The sequence below is a fragment of the Pseudomonas sp. ABFPK genome (genome assembly GCF_001586765.1).
GTDB lineage: Bacteria > Pseudomonadota > Gammaproteobacteria > Pseudomonadales > Pseudomonadaceae > Aquipseudomonas > Aquipseudomonas asiatica.
Genome location: NZ_LQXW01000067.1, coordinates 190,226 through 205,741, shown reverse-complemented (window position 1 = coordinate 205,741; position 15,516 = coordinate 190,226). Strand labels below are relative to the sequence as shown.

Here is a 15,516-nt window from a genome sequence, read left to right as displayed (position 1 = left end):
GCACAGTCGAAGCGCTTCGGCCTTACTGACTGCTCAACAAAAACAACACCAAGGAAGTGTCATGCGTATTGCTCCGTTCCAGTACCTGGCTCTCGCAGCCGCGATCCTGAGCTGTTCCTCGGTCCATGCCGCCAATCTTGAGGGCGGCGCAGTGGCCGCGCCCGATCAATATGGTGCACAGGTGGCCGCCGATATCCTCAAGAAAGGCGGCAACGCGGTGGATGCGGCAGTGGCCACGGCTTTCACCCTGGCGGTGACTTATCCCGAGGCTGGCAACATCGGCGGTGGCGGGTTCATGACCCTGTTCGTCGACGGCAAACCCTACTTCCTCGATTACCGCGAAGTCGCGCCCAAGGCCGCCACGCGCAACATGTACCTGGACGAAAAGGGTGAGGTCATCGAAAACCTCAGCCTGGTCGGGGCACGTGCTGCTGGCGTTCCGGGCACGGTGATGGGTTTGTGGGAGGCGCATCAGAAGTTCGGCAAGCTGCCCTGGAGCGAACTGCTGACCCCGGCCATCGGCTATGCGAAAAACGGCTTCAAGGTTGCGGCCAAGCAGTACCAGTACCGCAACGACGCCCAGGGCATGTTCAAGACCGCGACCAATTTCAACGACTACTTCGGCAACATGAAGGTCGGCGAGCTGTTCAAGCAACCGGAAATGGCCCAGACCCTGGAGCGCATCGCCGACAAGGGCGTGAGCGAGTTCTACCAGGGCAAGACCGCCGACCTGCTGGTGGCACAGATGCAGGCCGACAAGGGCCTGATCACCAAACAGGACCTCAAGGACTACAAGGCCGTATGGCGTGAGCCGATGGCCGTGAGCTGGCGTGGCAACGTGGTGTATACCGCGCCACCGCCAAGCTCCGGTGGCGTCGCCCTGGCCCAGCTGCTCGGCATCAAGGAAAACCGCGCGGCGGACTTCAAGGGTGTGGCGCACAACTCGGCGCAGTACATACACCTGTTGGCCGAGATCGAGAAGCGCGTGTTCGCCGACCGCGCCGACTACCTTGGCGACCCGGCCTTCACCAAAGTGCCGGTGGATCAGCTGGTGGCCAAGGACTACCTTGCCAAGCGCGCCGCGCAGGTCAACCCGAAGGCCATTTCCGATACCGACAAGGTCAAGCCGGGCCTGGAACCGCACCAGACCACGCACTTCTCGATCGTCGACAAGCAGGGCAATGCGGTCAGCAACACCTACACCCTCAACCTTGACTACGGCAGCGGTGTGGTGGTGAAAGGCGCCGGCTTCCTGCTCAACGACGAGATGGACGATTTCAGCGCCAAGCCCGGGGCGGCGAACGCCTTTGGTGTGGTAGGTGGCGATGCCAATGCCATCGCCCCGGGCAAGCGCATGCTGTCGTCCATGAGCCCCAGCCTGATGACCCGCGATGGCAAGGTCGAGCTGGTCATCGGCACCCCGGGTGGCTCGCGGATCTTCACCTCGATCTTCCAGGTGATGAACAACCTGTACGACTACGGCATGCCGCTGGACAAGGCGGTGGCGGCGCAGCGCGTGCACCATCAGTTGCTGCCCAAGGACACCATCTACTTCGACAGCTATGCACCGCTTACCGGGCCGGTGGCTGATGAACTGAAGAAGATGGGCTATGTGCTGGAGGACCAGGGCTGGGAGATGGGGGATATCCAGGCGATCCGGGTTGATGGGACGAAGCTGGAGACCGCTTCGGATCCGCGTGGGCGTGGGGTAGGCATGATCGTCAAGTAATACCTGCCAGAATGCTGGGAGGGCTTTGCCCTCCTATCGCGACACAAGGCCGCTCCCACAAAGACCTGCGTACGCCGATCAATGTGGGAGCGGCCTTGTGTCGCGATAGGGCCGCAAAGCGGCCCCAAAATTCCAGGATCAGACGCGGAACTGGCTGACCAACGTCTGCAACTGCCCACCCAACCGCGCCAACTCCACGCTGGACGCCGCCGTCTCGTCACTGGCCGCCGCCGTCTGCTCCGACACATCGCGCACATTCAGGATGCTGCGGCTAATCTCCTCCGCCACCGCACTCTGCTGTTCCGCCGCTGCGGCAATCTGCTGGTTCATCGACTGGATGCTCGACACGGTACTAGTGATGCTCTCCAGCGAAGCCCCGGCCTTGCGCGCCAGCTCGACGCTGCTGTCGGTCAGGGTACGGCTGCCGTGCATGGCCGTAGCCACTTGCTGGGTACCATGCTGCAGGCTGGCGATCAGTTCTTCGATCTCTTCGGTGGATTTCTGCGTGCGTTGGGCCAGGCCGCGCACTTCATCGGCAACCACGGCAAAACCACGGCCAGCCTCGCCGGCACGCGCCGCCTCGATCGCTGCGTTCAGCGCCAGCAGGTTGGTCTGTTCGGCCACCGACTTGATCACGTCCATCACGCTGCCGATCTTCTGGCTTTCCTGCTGCAACAGGTTCATGGCTTCTGTGGAACGGTGCATTTCTTCGGCCAGGCGTTCGATCTGGCCAATTGCTTCGCCTACCACGCGGTCGCCGGCACGGGCTTCGTCATCGGCACCGGTGGCAGCATGCGAGGCCTGCTCGGCATTGCGTGCCACTTCCTGAACGGTAGCGGCCATTTCGTGCATGGCGGTGGCCACCTGGTCGGTCTCGACCTTCTGGCTGTTGGCGCCGGCGCTGGTCTGCTCGGTCACTGCCGACAATTCCTCGGCAGCGCTGGCGATCTGGGTGACGCCATCGCGGATGCCGCTGATCAGCTCGCGCAAAGTGGTGCCCATGCGGGCGATGCCTTGTTGCAGCACGCCCAGTTCGTCGCGGCGGGTGACGCGCAGGTGCTGGGTGAGGTCGCCGCTGGCGATCTTTTCAACTGCCACCATGGTGTCGCGCAGTGGGCGGGTGATCTGCCGGGTGATCAGCACTGCCGCCAGCACGCCGACCAACAGCGCCAGCAGCGTGGCGATGGCCTGCAGGCTGCGGGCCTGGGTACTTTCCATGTCGCGGCGCTGCAACTGGATCTGGTACAGAGCGTCGCTGCGCTTGACGATGTCGGCACCCTGAACGGTCATCTCGGCGCGCGCAGTGGTGATGTTGGCGACCGCATCGCGGAATTGACGTACGGCTTCACGGTAGGCCAGCACCGAGCCTTCGAACTGTCGCAGGCGCGTGTCTTCGGCCGGCAGCTGGCGCTTGAGGTTGTCGATTTCGGCCAGGGCGGTGTCCAGCTGGCGCAGGGCTGCCTGCTCGTTGGCAGCGCTGTTTTCGGCAATGTAGCCGCGTACGTCGATGCGCACCTGCAGCAGTTGCTGGCGGGCCTTGCTGATCAGCTGGTACTGGGCCAGGCGCACGCTGTCGGCTTCGGGGCGCGCCATGACTTCCTGGCTGAGGGCGTCCATGGCCTGGTCGGCACGGCTGGCCGAGCCGTCCATGGCCGTGCGCGCGGTGCGGGTGGCATCGTAGCCCTGGCGCATCTTGTTCAGCGACACCTTGTAGGCGCTGATGGTCTCGCCCAGTTCACCCAGCAGCTTGATGTTTTCCGGGCTCTTGAAGGTGCTGGCCAGGTAGGCCTGTTGCTTGCTGAAGGCGTCAAGCTTGGTCTGGGTGTTGGCGGCGGCAGCATCGTCACCGTTGGCGATCATGTACTGCAGGCGTGCAATGCGCAGGTCGGTCAGGTCCTTGTTGAGCTGGCCGATATCGCCCATCCAGTTGCTGCGGTCAATCAGGCTGCCCAGGCTGGTCCAGCCGGTCAGGGCCAGCAGGCCGGTGAGGATCAGTACCAGGCCGAAGCCCAGGCCGAGTTTGAGGTTGACGCTGATGTTGGCGAACCAGCTGTTCATGCACGCTCTCCAGAAGTTGTTTTTCGCTCGCTTGATCTCCGATCGCCAGGCGTTGTTGTTCTGGATGCCCGCTGATTCGTGCAGGGGTTATCGGCAGTGATGGAGGAAGCTGAAACGCTTTTTCAGCAGATTTGTAACTGGCTTGATTGGGGCTGCCTTGCAGCCCTTCGCGGTGGATGGCACCGGCTTTGCCGGTGTTCGCGGCTAAAGCCGCTCCTACAGGGATCGCTTCGGTTTTGGAAGCTATTCAAAGGTTACGCGCGCTGAAGGTATCGCAGCGGTTCACCTCACCCTCGGCAAACCCGGTCTTGAACCAGCGCACCCGTTGCGCTGAGGTGCCGTGGGTGAACGAGTCTGGTACCACGCGCCCGCGGCCTTGCTGCTGCAAGCGGTCATCGCCAATGGCATTGGCCGCGTTCAGGGCTTCTTCGACGTCGCCCGGCTCCAGCCAGTTCAGGCGCTTCTGCGCCTGGTAGGCCCATACACCGGCCAGGCAGTCGGCCTGCAGTTCCTGACGCACCAGCAGGCCATTGTCGCCTTCCATGCGCTGGCCGCTGCGGCGCGCGGCATCGACCTTGGCCGACACGCCCAGCAGGGTCTGCACGTGATGGCCGATTTCGTGGGCGATCACGTAGGCCTGGGCAAAGTCGCCGGCGGCGGCGAAGCGGGTTTCCATTTCGCGGAAGAACGACATGTCCAGGTAGACCCGCTGGTCTGCCGGGCAGTAGAACGGCCCCACCGCCGCCGAGGCAAAGCCACAGGCCGAATTGACCTGGCCGCTGAACAGCACCAGCTTGGGGTCGCGGTACTGCTTGCCGCCCTCGGCGAACAGGGCTTTCCAGGTGTCTTCGGTGTCGCCCAGGATCGAGGCGACGAACTCGGCCTGCTGGTCGTTGGCCGGCGGCGCCTTGCCGCCCGCGCTGCTGGGTGCCTGCTGTTGCTGCTCTATCTGGCCGGCGAGCTGACCAAGAATCTGCAATGGGTCCTGGCCGGTGAGCCAGCCGATACCGACAATCAGCAGCACCGCACCAAGCCCCAGCCCCTTGCCGCCGCCGAAACGCATGCCGCCGCCACCACCTTCGCCTCGGGCATCGACCACATTGTCGCTGCGTCGGCCTTTTCGCCAATCCATGAATGCTCTCCGAAGCGTGAAACAAGAAGACAAAGATTAGTCCACGACAGCGGCGAGTGTCAGGCCAAGGTGATTATGCATAACCAAATGGTTATGTTTGATGTGGCTGATTTCAATATTCATTGCGCGCTACCTGCCTGAAACTGCATGTGGGAGCGGGCTTGCCCGCGACAGGGTTTCAAATAATCCCCCCGCGCATTTCCATAATTCCAAGAGAGGAAACCGGCATGCCCGCCCAGGACAACAGCCGCTTCGTGATCCGTGATCGCAACTGGCACCCGAAAGCTCTTACGCCTGACTACAAGACGTCCATTGCCCGTTCGCCACGGCAGGCACTGGTCAGCATCCCGCAGTCGATCAGCGAAACCACCGGCCCGGACTTTTCCCACCTGGGCTTCGGCGCCCATGACCATGACCTGCTGCTGAACTTCAACAACGGCGGCTTGCCGATTGGCGAGCGCATCATCGTTGCCGGCCGTGTCGTCGACCAGTACGGCAAGCCTGTGCCGAACACCCTGGTGGAAATGTGGCAAGCCAACGCCGGCGGCCGCTACCGTCACAAGAACGACCGCTACCTGGCGCCGCTGGACCCGAACTTCGGTGGCGTCGGCCGCTGCCTGACCGACCGTGATGGCTACTACAGCTTCCGCACCATCAAGCCGGGCCCGTACCCATGGCGCAACGGCCCGAACGACTGGCGCCCGGCGCACATCCACTTCGCCATCAGCGGCCCGTCGATCGCCACCAAGCTGATTACCCAGCTGTACTTCGAGGGTGACCCGCTGATCCCGATGTGCCCGATCGTCAAGTCGATCGCCAACCCGCAAGCCGTGCAGCAGTTGATCGCCAAGCTCGACATGAGCAACGCCAACCCGATGGACTGCCTGGCCTACCGCTTCGACATCGTGCTGCGCGGCCAGCGCAAGACCCACTTCGAAAACTGCTGAGGACCCCGCCATGCCAATCGAACTGCTGCCGGAAACCCCTTCGCAGACCGCCGGCCCCTACGTACACATCGGCCTGGCCCTGGAAGCGGCCGGCAACCCGACCCGCGACCAGGAAATCTGGAACCGCCTGGCCAAGCCGGACGCGCCGGGCGAGCACATCCTGCTGATCGGCCAGGTGTATGACGGTAACGGCCACCTGGTGCGCGATTCGTTCCTGGAAGTGTGGCAAGCCGATGCCAACGGCGAGTACCAGGATGCCTACAACCTGGAAAACGCCTTCAACAGCTTTGGTCGCACCGCCACCACTTTCGATGCCGGTGAGTGGACCCTGCACACGGTCAAGCCGGGTGCGGTGAACAACGCTGCGGGCGTGCCGATGGCGCCGCACATCAACATCAGCCTGTTTGCCCGGGGGATCAACATCCACCTGCACACGCGGCTGTATTTCGATGACGAGGCCGAGGCTAATGCCAAGTGCCCGGTGCTCAACCTGATCGAGCAGCCGCAGCGGCGCGAGACCCTGGTGGCCAAGCGTTGCGAGGTGGACGGGAAGACGGCGTATCGCTTCGATATCCGTATTCAGGGGGAAGGGGAGACGGTGTTCTTCGACTTCTGAGTCGGACCTCGGGGGCCGCTTTGCGGCCCATCGCGACACAAGGCCGCTCCTACAGGGAATCGCGTTCCTCCTGTAGGAGCGGCCTTGTGTCGCGATGGGCTGCAAAGCAGCCCCGGCGATCTGAAGGTCAGCGCCGAACCAGCAAAACCCCACTCTCCATATGGTGGGTATACGGGAACTGGTCAAACAACGCACACCGTTCGATGCGGTGCGTATCCTGCAACTGGGCAATGTTCGCCGCCAGCGTCTCCGGGTTGCACGAGATGTACAGGATCCGCTCGAAACGCCGGGTCAGCTCGCAGGTGTCCGGATCCATCCCCGCCCGTGGCGGGTCGACGAACACCGTACCGAACTCGTAGCTCTTGAGGTCGATGCCTTCCAGCCGGCGGAACGGCCGCACCTCATTCAGCGCCTGGGTCAGCTCTTCTGCCGACAGGCGCACCAGCCGCACGTTATCCACAGCGTTCTCGTCAAGGTTGCTCAGCGCGGCATTGACCGAGGTCTTGCTGATTTCGGTGGCCAGCACCTGGCGCACGCGGGTGGCCAGCGGCAGGGTGAAGTTGCCGTTGCCGCAGTACAGCTCCAGCAGGTCATCGTCGCGCTCGCCGATAGCCTCGAAGGCCCAGCTCAGCATCTTCTGGTTCACCGCGCCGTTGGGCTGGGTGAACGCGCCTTCCGGCTGGCGGTAGCTGAACACACGGCCAGCGACTTCGAGGTTTTCCACCGCGTAGTCACGGCCGATGACCAGGCGCTTGCCCTTGGAGCGGCCGATAATACTGACGCCCAGGTCTTCGGCCAGCTGCCGTGCGGCCGTTTCCCATGCCTCGTCCAGCGGGCGGTGGTAGCACAGGGTGACCATGGCATCGCCAGCCAGGGTGGTAAGGAACTCCACCTGGAACAGGCGGTTGCCCAATTCCTCGCTGGCCTGCCAGGCCGCCTTCAGGCGCGGCATCAGTGCATTGATGCGCTGGCTGGCGATAGGGAAGTCATCGATCAGGATCGCCTTGTGCTTCTCGCCCGGGGCGAACATGGCGTAGTGGCGCTGGCCATCCTCGCGCCACAGGCGGAATTCGGCGCGCAAGCGGTAATGCTCGCGCGGCGAGTCGAAAACAGCCGGCTCCGGCGCGCCGAACGGCGCCAGCAGCTCGCGCAGCCGGGCCACCTTGGCGTCCAGCTGGGTGGTGTAGGAGGAGGGGTCGAAAGCAGCACTCATGCGTTGAACCAGCCCAGCTTGATGACGAACAGGATGGAAAGGATCACCAGGGCCGGGTTCAGGTCGCGGTGGCGGCCGGAGATCAGCTTGACGGCGGTCCAGGAAATGAAGCCGAAGGCGATGCCGTTGGCGATCGAGTAGGTCAGCGGCATGGCCAGGGCGGTCACCACCACCGGTGCGGCTTCGGTGACGTCGTCCCAGTTTATTTCTGCCAGGCCCGAGGCCATCAGCACCGCGACGAACAGCAGCGCCGGGGCGGTGGCGAAGGCCGGCACGCTACCGGCCAGCGGGGCGAAGAACAGCGCCAGCAGGAACAGCACGGCGACCACGATGGCGGTCAGGCCGGTGCGGCCACCGGCGCTCACGCCCGCGGCGGATTCGATGTAGCTGGTAGTGGTCGAGGTGCCCAGCAGGGAACCGGCCATGGCGGCGGTACTGTCGGCGATCAGGGCACGGCCCATTTTCGGCATGTGGCCGTCCTTGCCCATCAGCCCGGCGCGCTTGGCCACACCGATCAGGGTGCCGGAGTTGTCGAACAGGTCGACGAACAGGAAGGCGAAGATCACGCTCACCAGGCCCACGTCCAGCGCGCCGGCGATGTCCAGTTGCAGGAAGGTCGGGGCCAGCGAAGGCGGCATGGAGACCACGCCGCCGAAGGGCGTCACGCCCATCAGGATCGAGGCGATGGTTACGGCGAGAATGCCGATCAGCACGGCGCCGCGCACTTTCAGCGACTCGAGGCCGACGATCAGGAAGAAGCCCAGGGTGGCGAGGATCGGTGCCGGCTGCTTGAGGTCGCCCAGGCCCACCAGGGTGGCTGGGTTATCGACGACGATGCCTGCGTTATGCAGGGCGATCAGCGCCAGGAACAGGCCGATACCTGCGGCAATGGCCGAACGCAGCGGCAGTGGGATGCTGTTCACGATCCATTCGCGGATGCGGAAGATCGACAGCAGGAAGAACATCACCGCCGACAGGAACACCGCACCCAGTGCCACCTGCCAGGTGTGGCCCATGTGCAGGACCACGGTGTAGGTGAAGAACGCGTTCAGGCCCATGCCCGGCGCCAGGGCGATCGGGTAGTTGGCGATCAGGCCCATGGTCACCGAGCCGATGGCCGCGGCCAGGCAGGTGGCGACAAAGATCGCGCCCTTGTCCATGCCGGTCTCGCCGAGGATGCTCGGGTTGACGAACAGGATGTAGGCCATGGCCAGGAAGGTGGTGACGCCCGCGAGAATCTCGGTGCGCACATTGGTGTTGTGTGCTTTTAGTTGAAACAGCCTTTCCAGCATGCCCGCTCCCCAAGGCGCCCACGGCGCCATGAATATATCGACCCCATCAGCAAAGCACAGACCGTACCGGTTGCCGTGGTTTTGTGTGGGGCGGAAAAAAGCCGCGCATCATACCAGCATGCTCGGCGGGGGCCTATGGCCGTTGGGGAATGGTCATTTTTTCCCTGTGCCGGCCTCTTCGCGGGTGAACCCGCTCCCACAGGTACTCCACCAGGGCTGAAGGCGGCGCGGTCCTTGTGGGAGCGGGTTTACCCGCGAAAGGGCCGGTACAGGCTACAGATCAACCATTATGCAACCGGTCCCGCTTGGCCAGTGTCGGGAACAGCTTTATCCACACCCCGGTCACCACCAACGTACCCACCCCACCCAGCACCACAGCCGGCACTGTGCCAAACCAGTGCGCGGTCACCCCCGATTCGAACTCGCCGAGCATTCGAGGCACCAATGAACAAGCCGTTCACCGCGCTCACCCGCCCGCGCATTTCATCCGGCGTCTCCAACTGCACGAAAGCGCCGCGGATGACCATGCTGATCATGTCCGCCGCGCCCAGCACCACCAGCACTGCCAGCGAGAACCAGAACGAGGTCGACAGGCCGAAGGCAATGGTCGCCACGCCGAACACGCCCACTGCCGTGAACATGGTCCGCCCCACATTGCGCTCGAACGGGAAGCGCGCCAGCCACAGCGACATCAGCAACGCCCCCACCGCTGGCGCAGAGCGCAGCAGGCCGAGGCCCAGCGGGCCGGTCAGCAGGATGTCCTTGGCGAACACCGGCAGCAGCGCGGTGGCCCCACCCAGCAGTACGGCGAACAGGTCCAGCGAGATGGCGCCGAGGATGTCCGGCCGGCTGCGGATGAAGCGGATGCCGGCCAGCAACGATTCGATGCTGGCGCGCCCGCGCTGGGCCACCTGGCCGCGTGCCTGCAGGCTCAGGGTCAGCACGCAGGCGATGGCGTAAAGGGCCACGGTGGGGCCGTATACCCAGATGCTGCCGAAGGCATACAGGAAGCCACCTACCGCTGGCGCCACGATGGTTGCCGATTGGGTGGCCGATGCCGAAGCCGCCACCGCGCGTGGGAAGAGCCCGGCTGGTACCACGTTGGGCAGCAGCGCCTGGGTCGCCGGCATTTCGAACGAACGCGTGGCACCGAGCAGGAAGGCGAGGGCGAAGATCAGCTCGCGGGTGACGTTGTCGGTGGCACTGCCAAGCGCCAATGCCAGGGCTATCAGTCCCTGCAGGCTCTGGCACAGCGCAGCGACCTTGCGCCGGTCATAGCGGTCGGCGACATGCCCGGTATGCAGCATGAACAGCACCCGTGGGGCGAATTCGACCAGGCCGACCAAGCCCAGGTCCAGCACATTGCCGGTCAGCTGGTAGAGGTGCCAGCCGATTGCCACGGTGAGCATCTGGAAGCCGCTGGCGGTGAACACGCGGGCCAGCCAGAAGGCCAGGAAAGGGCGGTGGTGACGCAACAACTGCGGTTCGGAATCGGACATCGGAAACCAGGGGCCTCGGCGCAGTAGAGGGGGGCGCAGCGTATCATCTGTTTGTAACAAACGGTTACTGTTTGCTGGGGTCGGCACTTTTTCATGCGGCGTGGAAGGGGGTGGGGCAACCGGTCACGCGGCAATCAACCACACGGCCCGGCGCACCATTCAGGACTATGCTTCCTAGCAATCGTTGATCTGGGTCAATCGTTCCAGATGTAACGATCGGGCCCTTGGGCCGAAATCCCTGCGATCGAACAGAACAATTCCAACGCGCCGCACTCGACTACCGTGGGGGCAGTGGGCGACGGGGCCAGCGGCCCGGACGCCGGATTATCTGAAGAGGAAGCACCATGTTCGGAATAGAGGCCTTAGAGCTCGCCCGAATGCAGTTTGCCTTTACCGTGTCGTTCCATATCCTGTTCCCGGCCATCACCATTGGCCTGGCGAGCTACCTGGCAGTCCTCGAAGGCCTCTGGCTGCGGACCAACAACCAGGTCTACCGTGACCTCTATCACTTCTGGTCGAAAATCTTCGCCGTCAACTTCGGCATGGGGGTGGTCTCCGGCCTGGTCATGGCCTACCAGTTCGGTACCAACTGGAGTCGTTTCTCAGACTTCGCCGGCGCTATCACCGGCCCGCTGCTCACCTACGAGGTATTGACCGCGTTCTTCCTCGAGGCTGGCTTCCTCGGGGTCATGCTGTTTGGCTGGAACCGTGTCGGCCGTGGCCTGCACTTCTTCTCCACGGTGATGGTGGCGCTCGGCACCTTGGTCTCGACCTTCTGGATCCTCGCCTCCAACAGTTGGATGCAGACCCCGCAAGGTCACGAGATCATCGACGGCCGGGTTGTGCCGGTGGACTGGCTGGCAGTGGTATTCAACCCCTCGTTCCCCTACCGCCTGATGCACATGGCCACTGCCGCATTCGTTTCCACCGCGTTCTTCGTCGGTGCCTCGGCGGCCTGGCACCTGCTGCGCGGGCGTGACAACCCGGCCGTGCGCAAGATGCTGTCGATGGCCATGTGGATGGCGCTGATCGTCGCCCCGATCCAGGCGGTGATCGGTGACTTCCATGGCCTGAACACCCTCAAGCACCAGCCGGTGAAAATTGCCGCGATCGAAGGCCACTGGGAGAACGTGCCCGGCGAGCCGACCCCGCTGATCTTGTTCGGCATCCCCGACATGCAGGCCGAAACTACCCGCTTCAAGCTCGAGATCCCGGCACTCGGCAGCCTGATCCTGACCCACAGCCTGGACAAGCAGGTGCCGGCGATGAAGGAGTTTCCGCCCGAAGACCGGCCCAACTCGACCATCGTCTTCTGGTCGTTCCGGATCATGGTCGGGCTGGGTTTCCTGATGATCTTCGTCGGCCTGTGGAGCCTCTGGCTGCGCAAGCGCGGCACGCTCTACACCTCGCGGCCGTTCCTGTACCTGGCCCTGTGGATGGGCCCTTCCGGGCTGATCGCGCTGCTGGCCGGCTGGTTCACCACCGAAATCGGCCGCCAGCCCTGGGTGGTGTATGGCCTGATGCGCACGGCAGATGGTGTGTCCAACCACAGTTACGCCCAGCTCGGCTTCACCTTGGTGGCCTTCGTGGTGGTGTACTTCGCCCTGTTCGGCACCGGCCTTGGCTACATGATGCGCCTGGTGCGCAAAGGTCCGCGGACCGGTGAGGGTGACGAGCACAACCCTGGTGGCCCTGGCACCAAACGCACGCCGGCGCGACCGCTGTCCGCCGCCGATGATGGCCGAGAGGCCAACTCCGCCAGCCTGAGCAAGGGGAACTGAGCCATGGGTATCGACCTTCCGCTGATCTGGGCCGTGATCATCATCTTCGGCGTCATGATGTACGTGGTGATGGATGGTTTCGACCTGGGGATCGGCATGCTCTTCCCGTTCGTCAAGGGCGAGCATGACCGTGATGTGATGATGAACACCGTCGCCCCCGTTTGGGATGGTAACGAGACCTGGCTGGTGCTGGGCGGTGCCGGGCTGTTCGGGGCGTTCCCGATGGCTTACTCGGTAGTGCTGGAGGCCCTGTACCTGCCGTTGATCCTGATGCTGATCGGTCTGATCTTCCGCGGCGTGGCCTTCGAGTTCCGCTTCAAGGCCAAGGCCGACAAGCGCCACATCTGGGACAAGGCCTTCATCTGGGGCTCGTTGATCGCCACCTTCTTCCAGGGCGTGGCGCTGGGTGCGTTCCTCGAAGGCTTCAAGGTGGTCGACCGGCATTTCGCCGGTGGCACCCTTGACTGGCTGACCCCGTTCAGCCTGTTCTGCGGCCTGGGGCTGATCGTTGCCTACACCCTGCTGGGCTGCACCTGGCTGATCATGAAGACCGAAGGGTCGCTGCAGCAGAAGATGCACGACATTGCCCGGCCGCTGGCGCTGGTGCTGCTGGTGGTGATCGGCATTGTCAGCCTGTGGACACCGATCGCCTACCCGCAGATCGCCGAGCGCTGGTTCAGCATGCCTAATCTGGTCTGGTTCATGCCGGTGCCGATCCTGGTGCTGGTAACATTCTACGGGTTGCTCAAGGCGGTGGCGCGCAATGCGCACTACACGCCGTTTTTGCTGACGCTGGTGCTGATCTTCCTCGGCTACAGCGGCCTGGGCATCAGCCTGTGGCCGAACATCATCCCGCCGTCGATCTCGATCTGGGATGCCGCGGCGCCACCGCAGAGCCAGGGCTTCATGCTGGTGGGCACACTGTTCATCCTGCCGTTCATCCTCATGTATACCTTCTGGAGCTACTACGTGTTCCGCGGCAAGGTGACCCATGAAGACGGCTATCACTAGGAGGGCTGCATGATGACCGGCAAGCCTGGCTTGGAGGAGAAGAAACCCCTGTGGCAGCGGTTGGGCTGGCTGCTGCTGATCTGGGCGATGAGTGTGGCGGCCCTGGGCGTGGCGGCCTACGTGATGCGTTTGTTCATGGGGGCGGCGGGGCTGACCACCCATTGAACCAGTTGGGGCGCTTTGCGCCCCTTTCGCGACACAAGGCCGCTCCTACAGGGACCGCGATCATTCGGATTGTCGCGTCTCGCTGTAGGAGCGGCCTTGTGTCGCGATGGGCTGCAAAGCAGCCCCAATGCCTATTTACGAGCTTTAAGGATGACGAACTTGGGCGTTGCCGCCACCTGCTCCACCCCCCGGAACAACCGCGCCAGCTTGCTGTGATAGCCCAGGTGCCGGTTACCCACGATATACAACGCCCCACCCACCACCAACGCCTCACGCGCCTGCTGGAACATGCGCCAGGCGAGGAAATCGCCCACCACCTGCTGCTGGTGGAACGGCGGGTTGCACAGCACCACGTCCAGCGACTGCTTCTCTACCCCCGCCAACCCATCGGCTGCCTCGAACACCGCCGGGCGCTCGCCCAGCGCGGCCTGCCAATTCTCCCGCGCCGATTGCACCGCCATGTACGACTCGTCGACCAGGGTGTACTGGGCATCCGGGTTGGCCAGGGCACTGGCTATCGCCAGCACGCCGTTGCCGCAGCCCAGGTCCGCCACTCGCGCGCGGCCCAGTTCGCGGGGCAGGTGCGGCAGGAACGCCCGCGTGCCGATATCCAGCCCCTCCCGGCAGAACACGTTGGCGTGGTTGAGCAACTCCAGCGCCGGCGCGTCGAGGCGGTAGCGGCTAGGGTAGGGCGAGCGGGCGACCGGCCGTTCGGCCACCGTCGCGGTCAGCAAGCGGGCCTTTTTCTGCGCCAGCGAGGCCTGCACCGGGCCGATGTACTTCTCCATCAGGTCACCGGCCGCCCGTGGCAGGTGCTTGATCATCGCCCCGGCAATCACCTGCGCACCGGGTGCCAGGTGGCCCTGCAGGCGGATCAGCTGTTCTTCGAGCAGGGCCAGGGTCTTGGGCACGCGCACCAGTACCCGGTCGAACGGGCCTTGCCAATGTTCGCTGGCCGGCACGAATGGAACGCTGTCGAACGGCAGGCCATTGCGTGCCAGGTTCTTTTCCAGTGCCAGGTGCGCCAGGTGCGAATCGCCACTGCTGACCACCTGCAGCTTGCCTGCCAGGCTGGCGGCCAGGGCGCCGAAGCTGTCATTGAGCACCAGCACCCGGCAGTTGGCCTCGGGTGCCTGCTCGTGCAGCTGCGCAAGCAGGTACTCGTCGGCGGCATCGAAAGCCTGCAGCGGGTCGTTGGCCTGTTCCGGCTGGCGGATCAGGTCGAGTTCGGCGTATGGGGTGGTCAACAGGGGCATGGCGTCTGGCTCGGGTATGAAACTGCCCGTTGCGGTTCGCCCCGGGCTTTGCCGGGCGATTCTACAGGGCTTTGTCCAAGGTCGCAGGTTTGAAGCTCAGAGCCAGCCACGCAGGGCGGCGATGGCGATGGCGCCGGCCTTGTTGGCGGCGTTGGTCTTGGTGATAACGCTACGAATATGGAAGTTCACCGTGCTTTGCGACAGTGAAAGGATGCAGGCAACGTCTGCGGCGGTTTTGCCGGCGGCGGACCATTTCAGCACTTCCAGCTCCCGCTCGCTCATTTTCGGTTGTGGCGGGCACAGTGCTTTGAGGTGATGTTCGCCAAGCACCGCATGCAGCGTATGGCACAGCCACTGCACATTGCCGGCCTTGCTGTAGAGTTCGACCGTATCGATGGCCCCGGCGGGCCTGGCCACACTGATCTGGCTTTCGTTGTGCCGCTGGTCGTGCAATGACTGTGTCCAACCATAGCGCAGACCGCTCCGGCAGGCCGCTTCACGAAACTGCGGAGCCTCGTGATACAGGTCATCAGTCCACAGCACCGGCATGGTCGAGCTGTGGCTCACATTGGCGGCCGGGTCCTGCTTGTAGAATTCATCGCGCTGGTAGCGCTCGATCCATTCGCGGGGGTAATTGCTGTACAGGAACAGGTGGGGTGTTTGCGTCGCGATCTGGATGCGAATGTTCAGTCCCAGGTACTCCATGCCCAGGTCCTGCGCCAGATGCACGGCGATGTCGAACAACTTCTGTGGGCAGCGTTCGTCGACGAACAAATGAAGATGCTCGGGTTTCCAGTTAAGCATCTGAAATACTCCT

Annotated in this window: 12 protein-coding genes and 1 pseudogene; 6 read left to right on the top strand and 7 right to left on the bottom strand. The window is 63.7% G+C overall.

Annotated elements, in window-relative coordinates; genetic code table 11:
- The first annotated feature begins 61 nt into the window (after positions 1-61).
- Positions 62-1,729, top strand: coding sequence for a gamma-glutamyltransferase (gene ggt / locus WM94_RS26545; RefSeq protein WP_013974228.1), 1,668 nt, complete (start codon positions 62-64; stop codon positions 1,727-1,729).
- 138 nt (positions 1,730-1,867) lie between these two features.
- Here the strand turns inward: ggt and WM94_RS26540 are convergent, their stop codons facing one another.
- Together WM94_RS26540 and WM94_RS26535 are read right to left on the bottom strand one after the other, a co-directional pair.
- Positions 1,868-3,652: a methyl-accepting chemotaxis protein gene (locus WM94_RS26540; protein ID WP_371264050.1), complete on the bottom strand. Its 1,785-nt coding sequence runs from the start codon at positions 3,650-3,652 to the stop codon at positions 1,868-1,870.
- Positions 3,653-4,034: 382 nt separating this feature from the next.
- Positions 4,035-4,919 (bottom strand): neutral zinc metallopeptidase, encoded by an 885-nt coding sequence (locus tag WM94_RS26535; RefSeq protein ID WP_061552489.1) that lies wholly within the window; start codon positions 4,917-4,919, stop codon positions 4,035-4,037.
- A gap of 227 nt (positions 4,920-5,146) precedes the next feature.
- Between WM94_RS26535 and pcaH the strand changes: the two genes are divergently transcribed.
- A complete protein-coding gene (gene pcaH, locus WM94_RS26530) occupies positions 5,147-5,866 on the top strand; it encodes a protocatechuate 3,4-dioxygenase subunit beta (RefSeq protein WP_003251597.1) in 720 nt (239 codons plus the stop codon).
- Positions 5,867-5,876: 10 nt separating this feature from the next.
- Positions 5,877-6,482 (top strand): protocatechuate 3,4-dioxygenase subunit alpha, encoded by a 606-nt coding sequence (pcaG, locus tag WM94_RS26525; RefSeq protein WP_013974224.1) that lies wholly within the window; start codon positions 5,877-5,879, stop codon positions 6,480-6,482.
- A 127-nt stretch (positions 6,483-6,609) separates the two neighbouring features.
- Here the strand turns inward: pcaG and trmA are convergent, their stop codons facing one another.
- From trmA to WM94_RS26510, 3 genes and pseudogenes are all read right to left on the bottom strand, one after another.
- Complete coding sequence (gene trmA / locus WM94_RS26520; protein ID WP_061552488.1) at positions 6,610-7,695, bottom strand: tRNA (uridine(54)-C5)-methyltransferase TrmA; 1,086 nt, start codon at positions 7,693-7,695, stop codon at positions 6,610-6,612.
- On the bottom strand, positions 7,692-8,987 hold the full coding sequence (locus WM94_RS26515; protein WP_015271803.1) for an NCS2 family permease: 1,296 nt from the start codon (positions 8,985-8,987) through the stop codon (positions 7,692-7,694). Before WM94_RS26515 ends, trmA begins: the two co-directional genes overlap by 4 nt.
- A 280-nt stretch (positions 8,988-9,267) precedes the next feature.
- A pseudogene (locus tag WM94_RS26510) lies at positions 9,268-10,486 on the bottom strand (MFS transporter).
- 344 nt (positions 10,487-10,830) lie between these two features.
- Between WM94_RS26510 and WM94_RS26505 the strand changes: the two are divergent.
- The 3 genes from WM94_RS26505 to WM94_RS26495 are packed head-to-tail and all read left to right on the top strand — an operon-like array spanning position 10,831 to position 13,443.
- The gene (locus WM94_RS26505) at positions 10,831-12,267 is read left to right on the top strand and encodes a cytochrome ubiquinol oxidase subunit I (protein ID WP_023662143.1); all 1,437 of its coding nucleotides are present in this window, start codon (positions 10,831-10,833) and stop codon (positions 12,265-12,267) included.
- 3 nt (positions 12,268-12,270) lie between these two features.
- Positions 12,271-13,278, top strand: coding sequence for a cytochrome d ubiquinol oxidase subunit II (gene cydB / locus WM94_RS26500; RefSeq protein WP_013974219.1), 1,008 nt, complete (start codon positions 12,271-12,273; stop codon positions 13,276-13,278).
- A 9-nt stretch (positions 13,279-13,287) separates the two neighbouring features.
- Complete coding sequence (locus tag WM94_RS26495) at positions 13,288-13,443, top strand: DUF2474 domain-containing protein (RefSeq protein ID WP_013974218.1); 156 nt, start codon at positions 13,288-13,290, stop codon at positions 13,441-13,443.
- Positions 13,444-13,574: 131 nt separating this feature from the next.
- On the opposite strand, the gene WM94_RS26490 is transcribed toward WM94_RS26495, so the two are convergent.
- Together WM94_RS26490 and WM94_RS26485 are read right to left on the bottom strand one after the other, a co-directional pair.
- Entirely contained in the window at positions 13,575-14,699 is a 1,125-nt protein-coding gene (locus WM94_RS26490) for a methyltransferase (RefSeq protein WP_013974217.1), read from the bottom strand.
- Positions 14,700-14,795: 96 nt separating this feature from the next.
- Positions 14,796-15,503, bottom strand: a complete 708-nt coding sequence (locus WM94_RS26485; protein WP_061552487.1) for an autoinducer binding domain-containing protein — start codon at positions 15,501-15,503, stop codon at positions 14,796-14,798.
- Between the last annotated feature and the right edge of the window lie 13 nt (positions 15,504-15,516).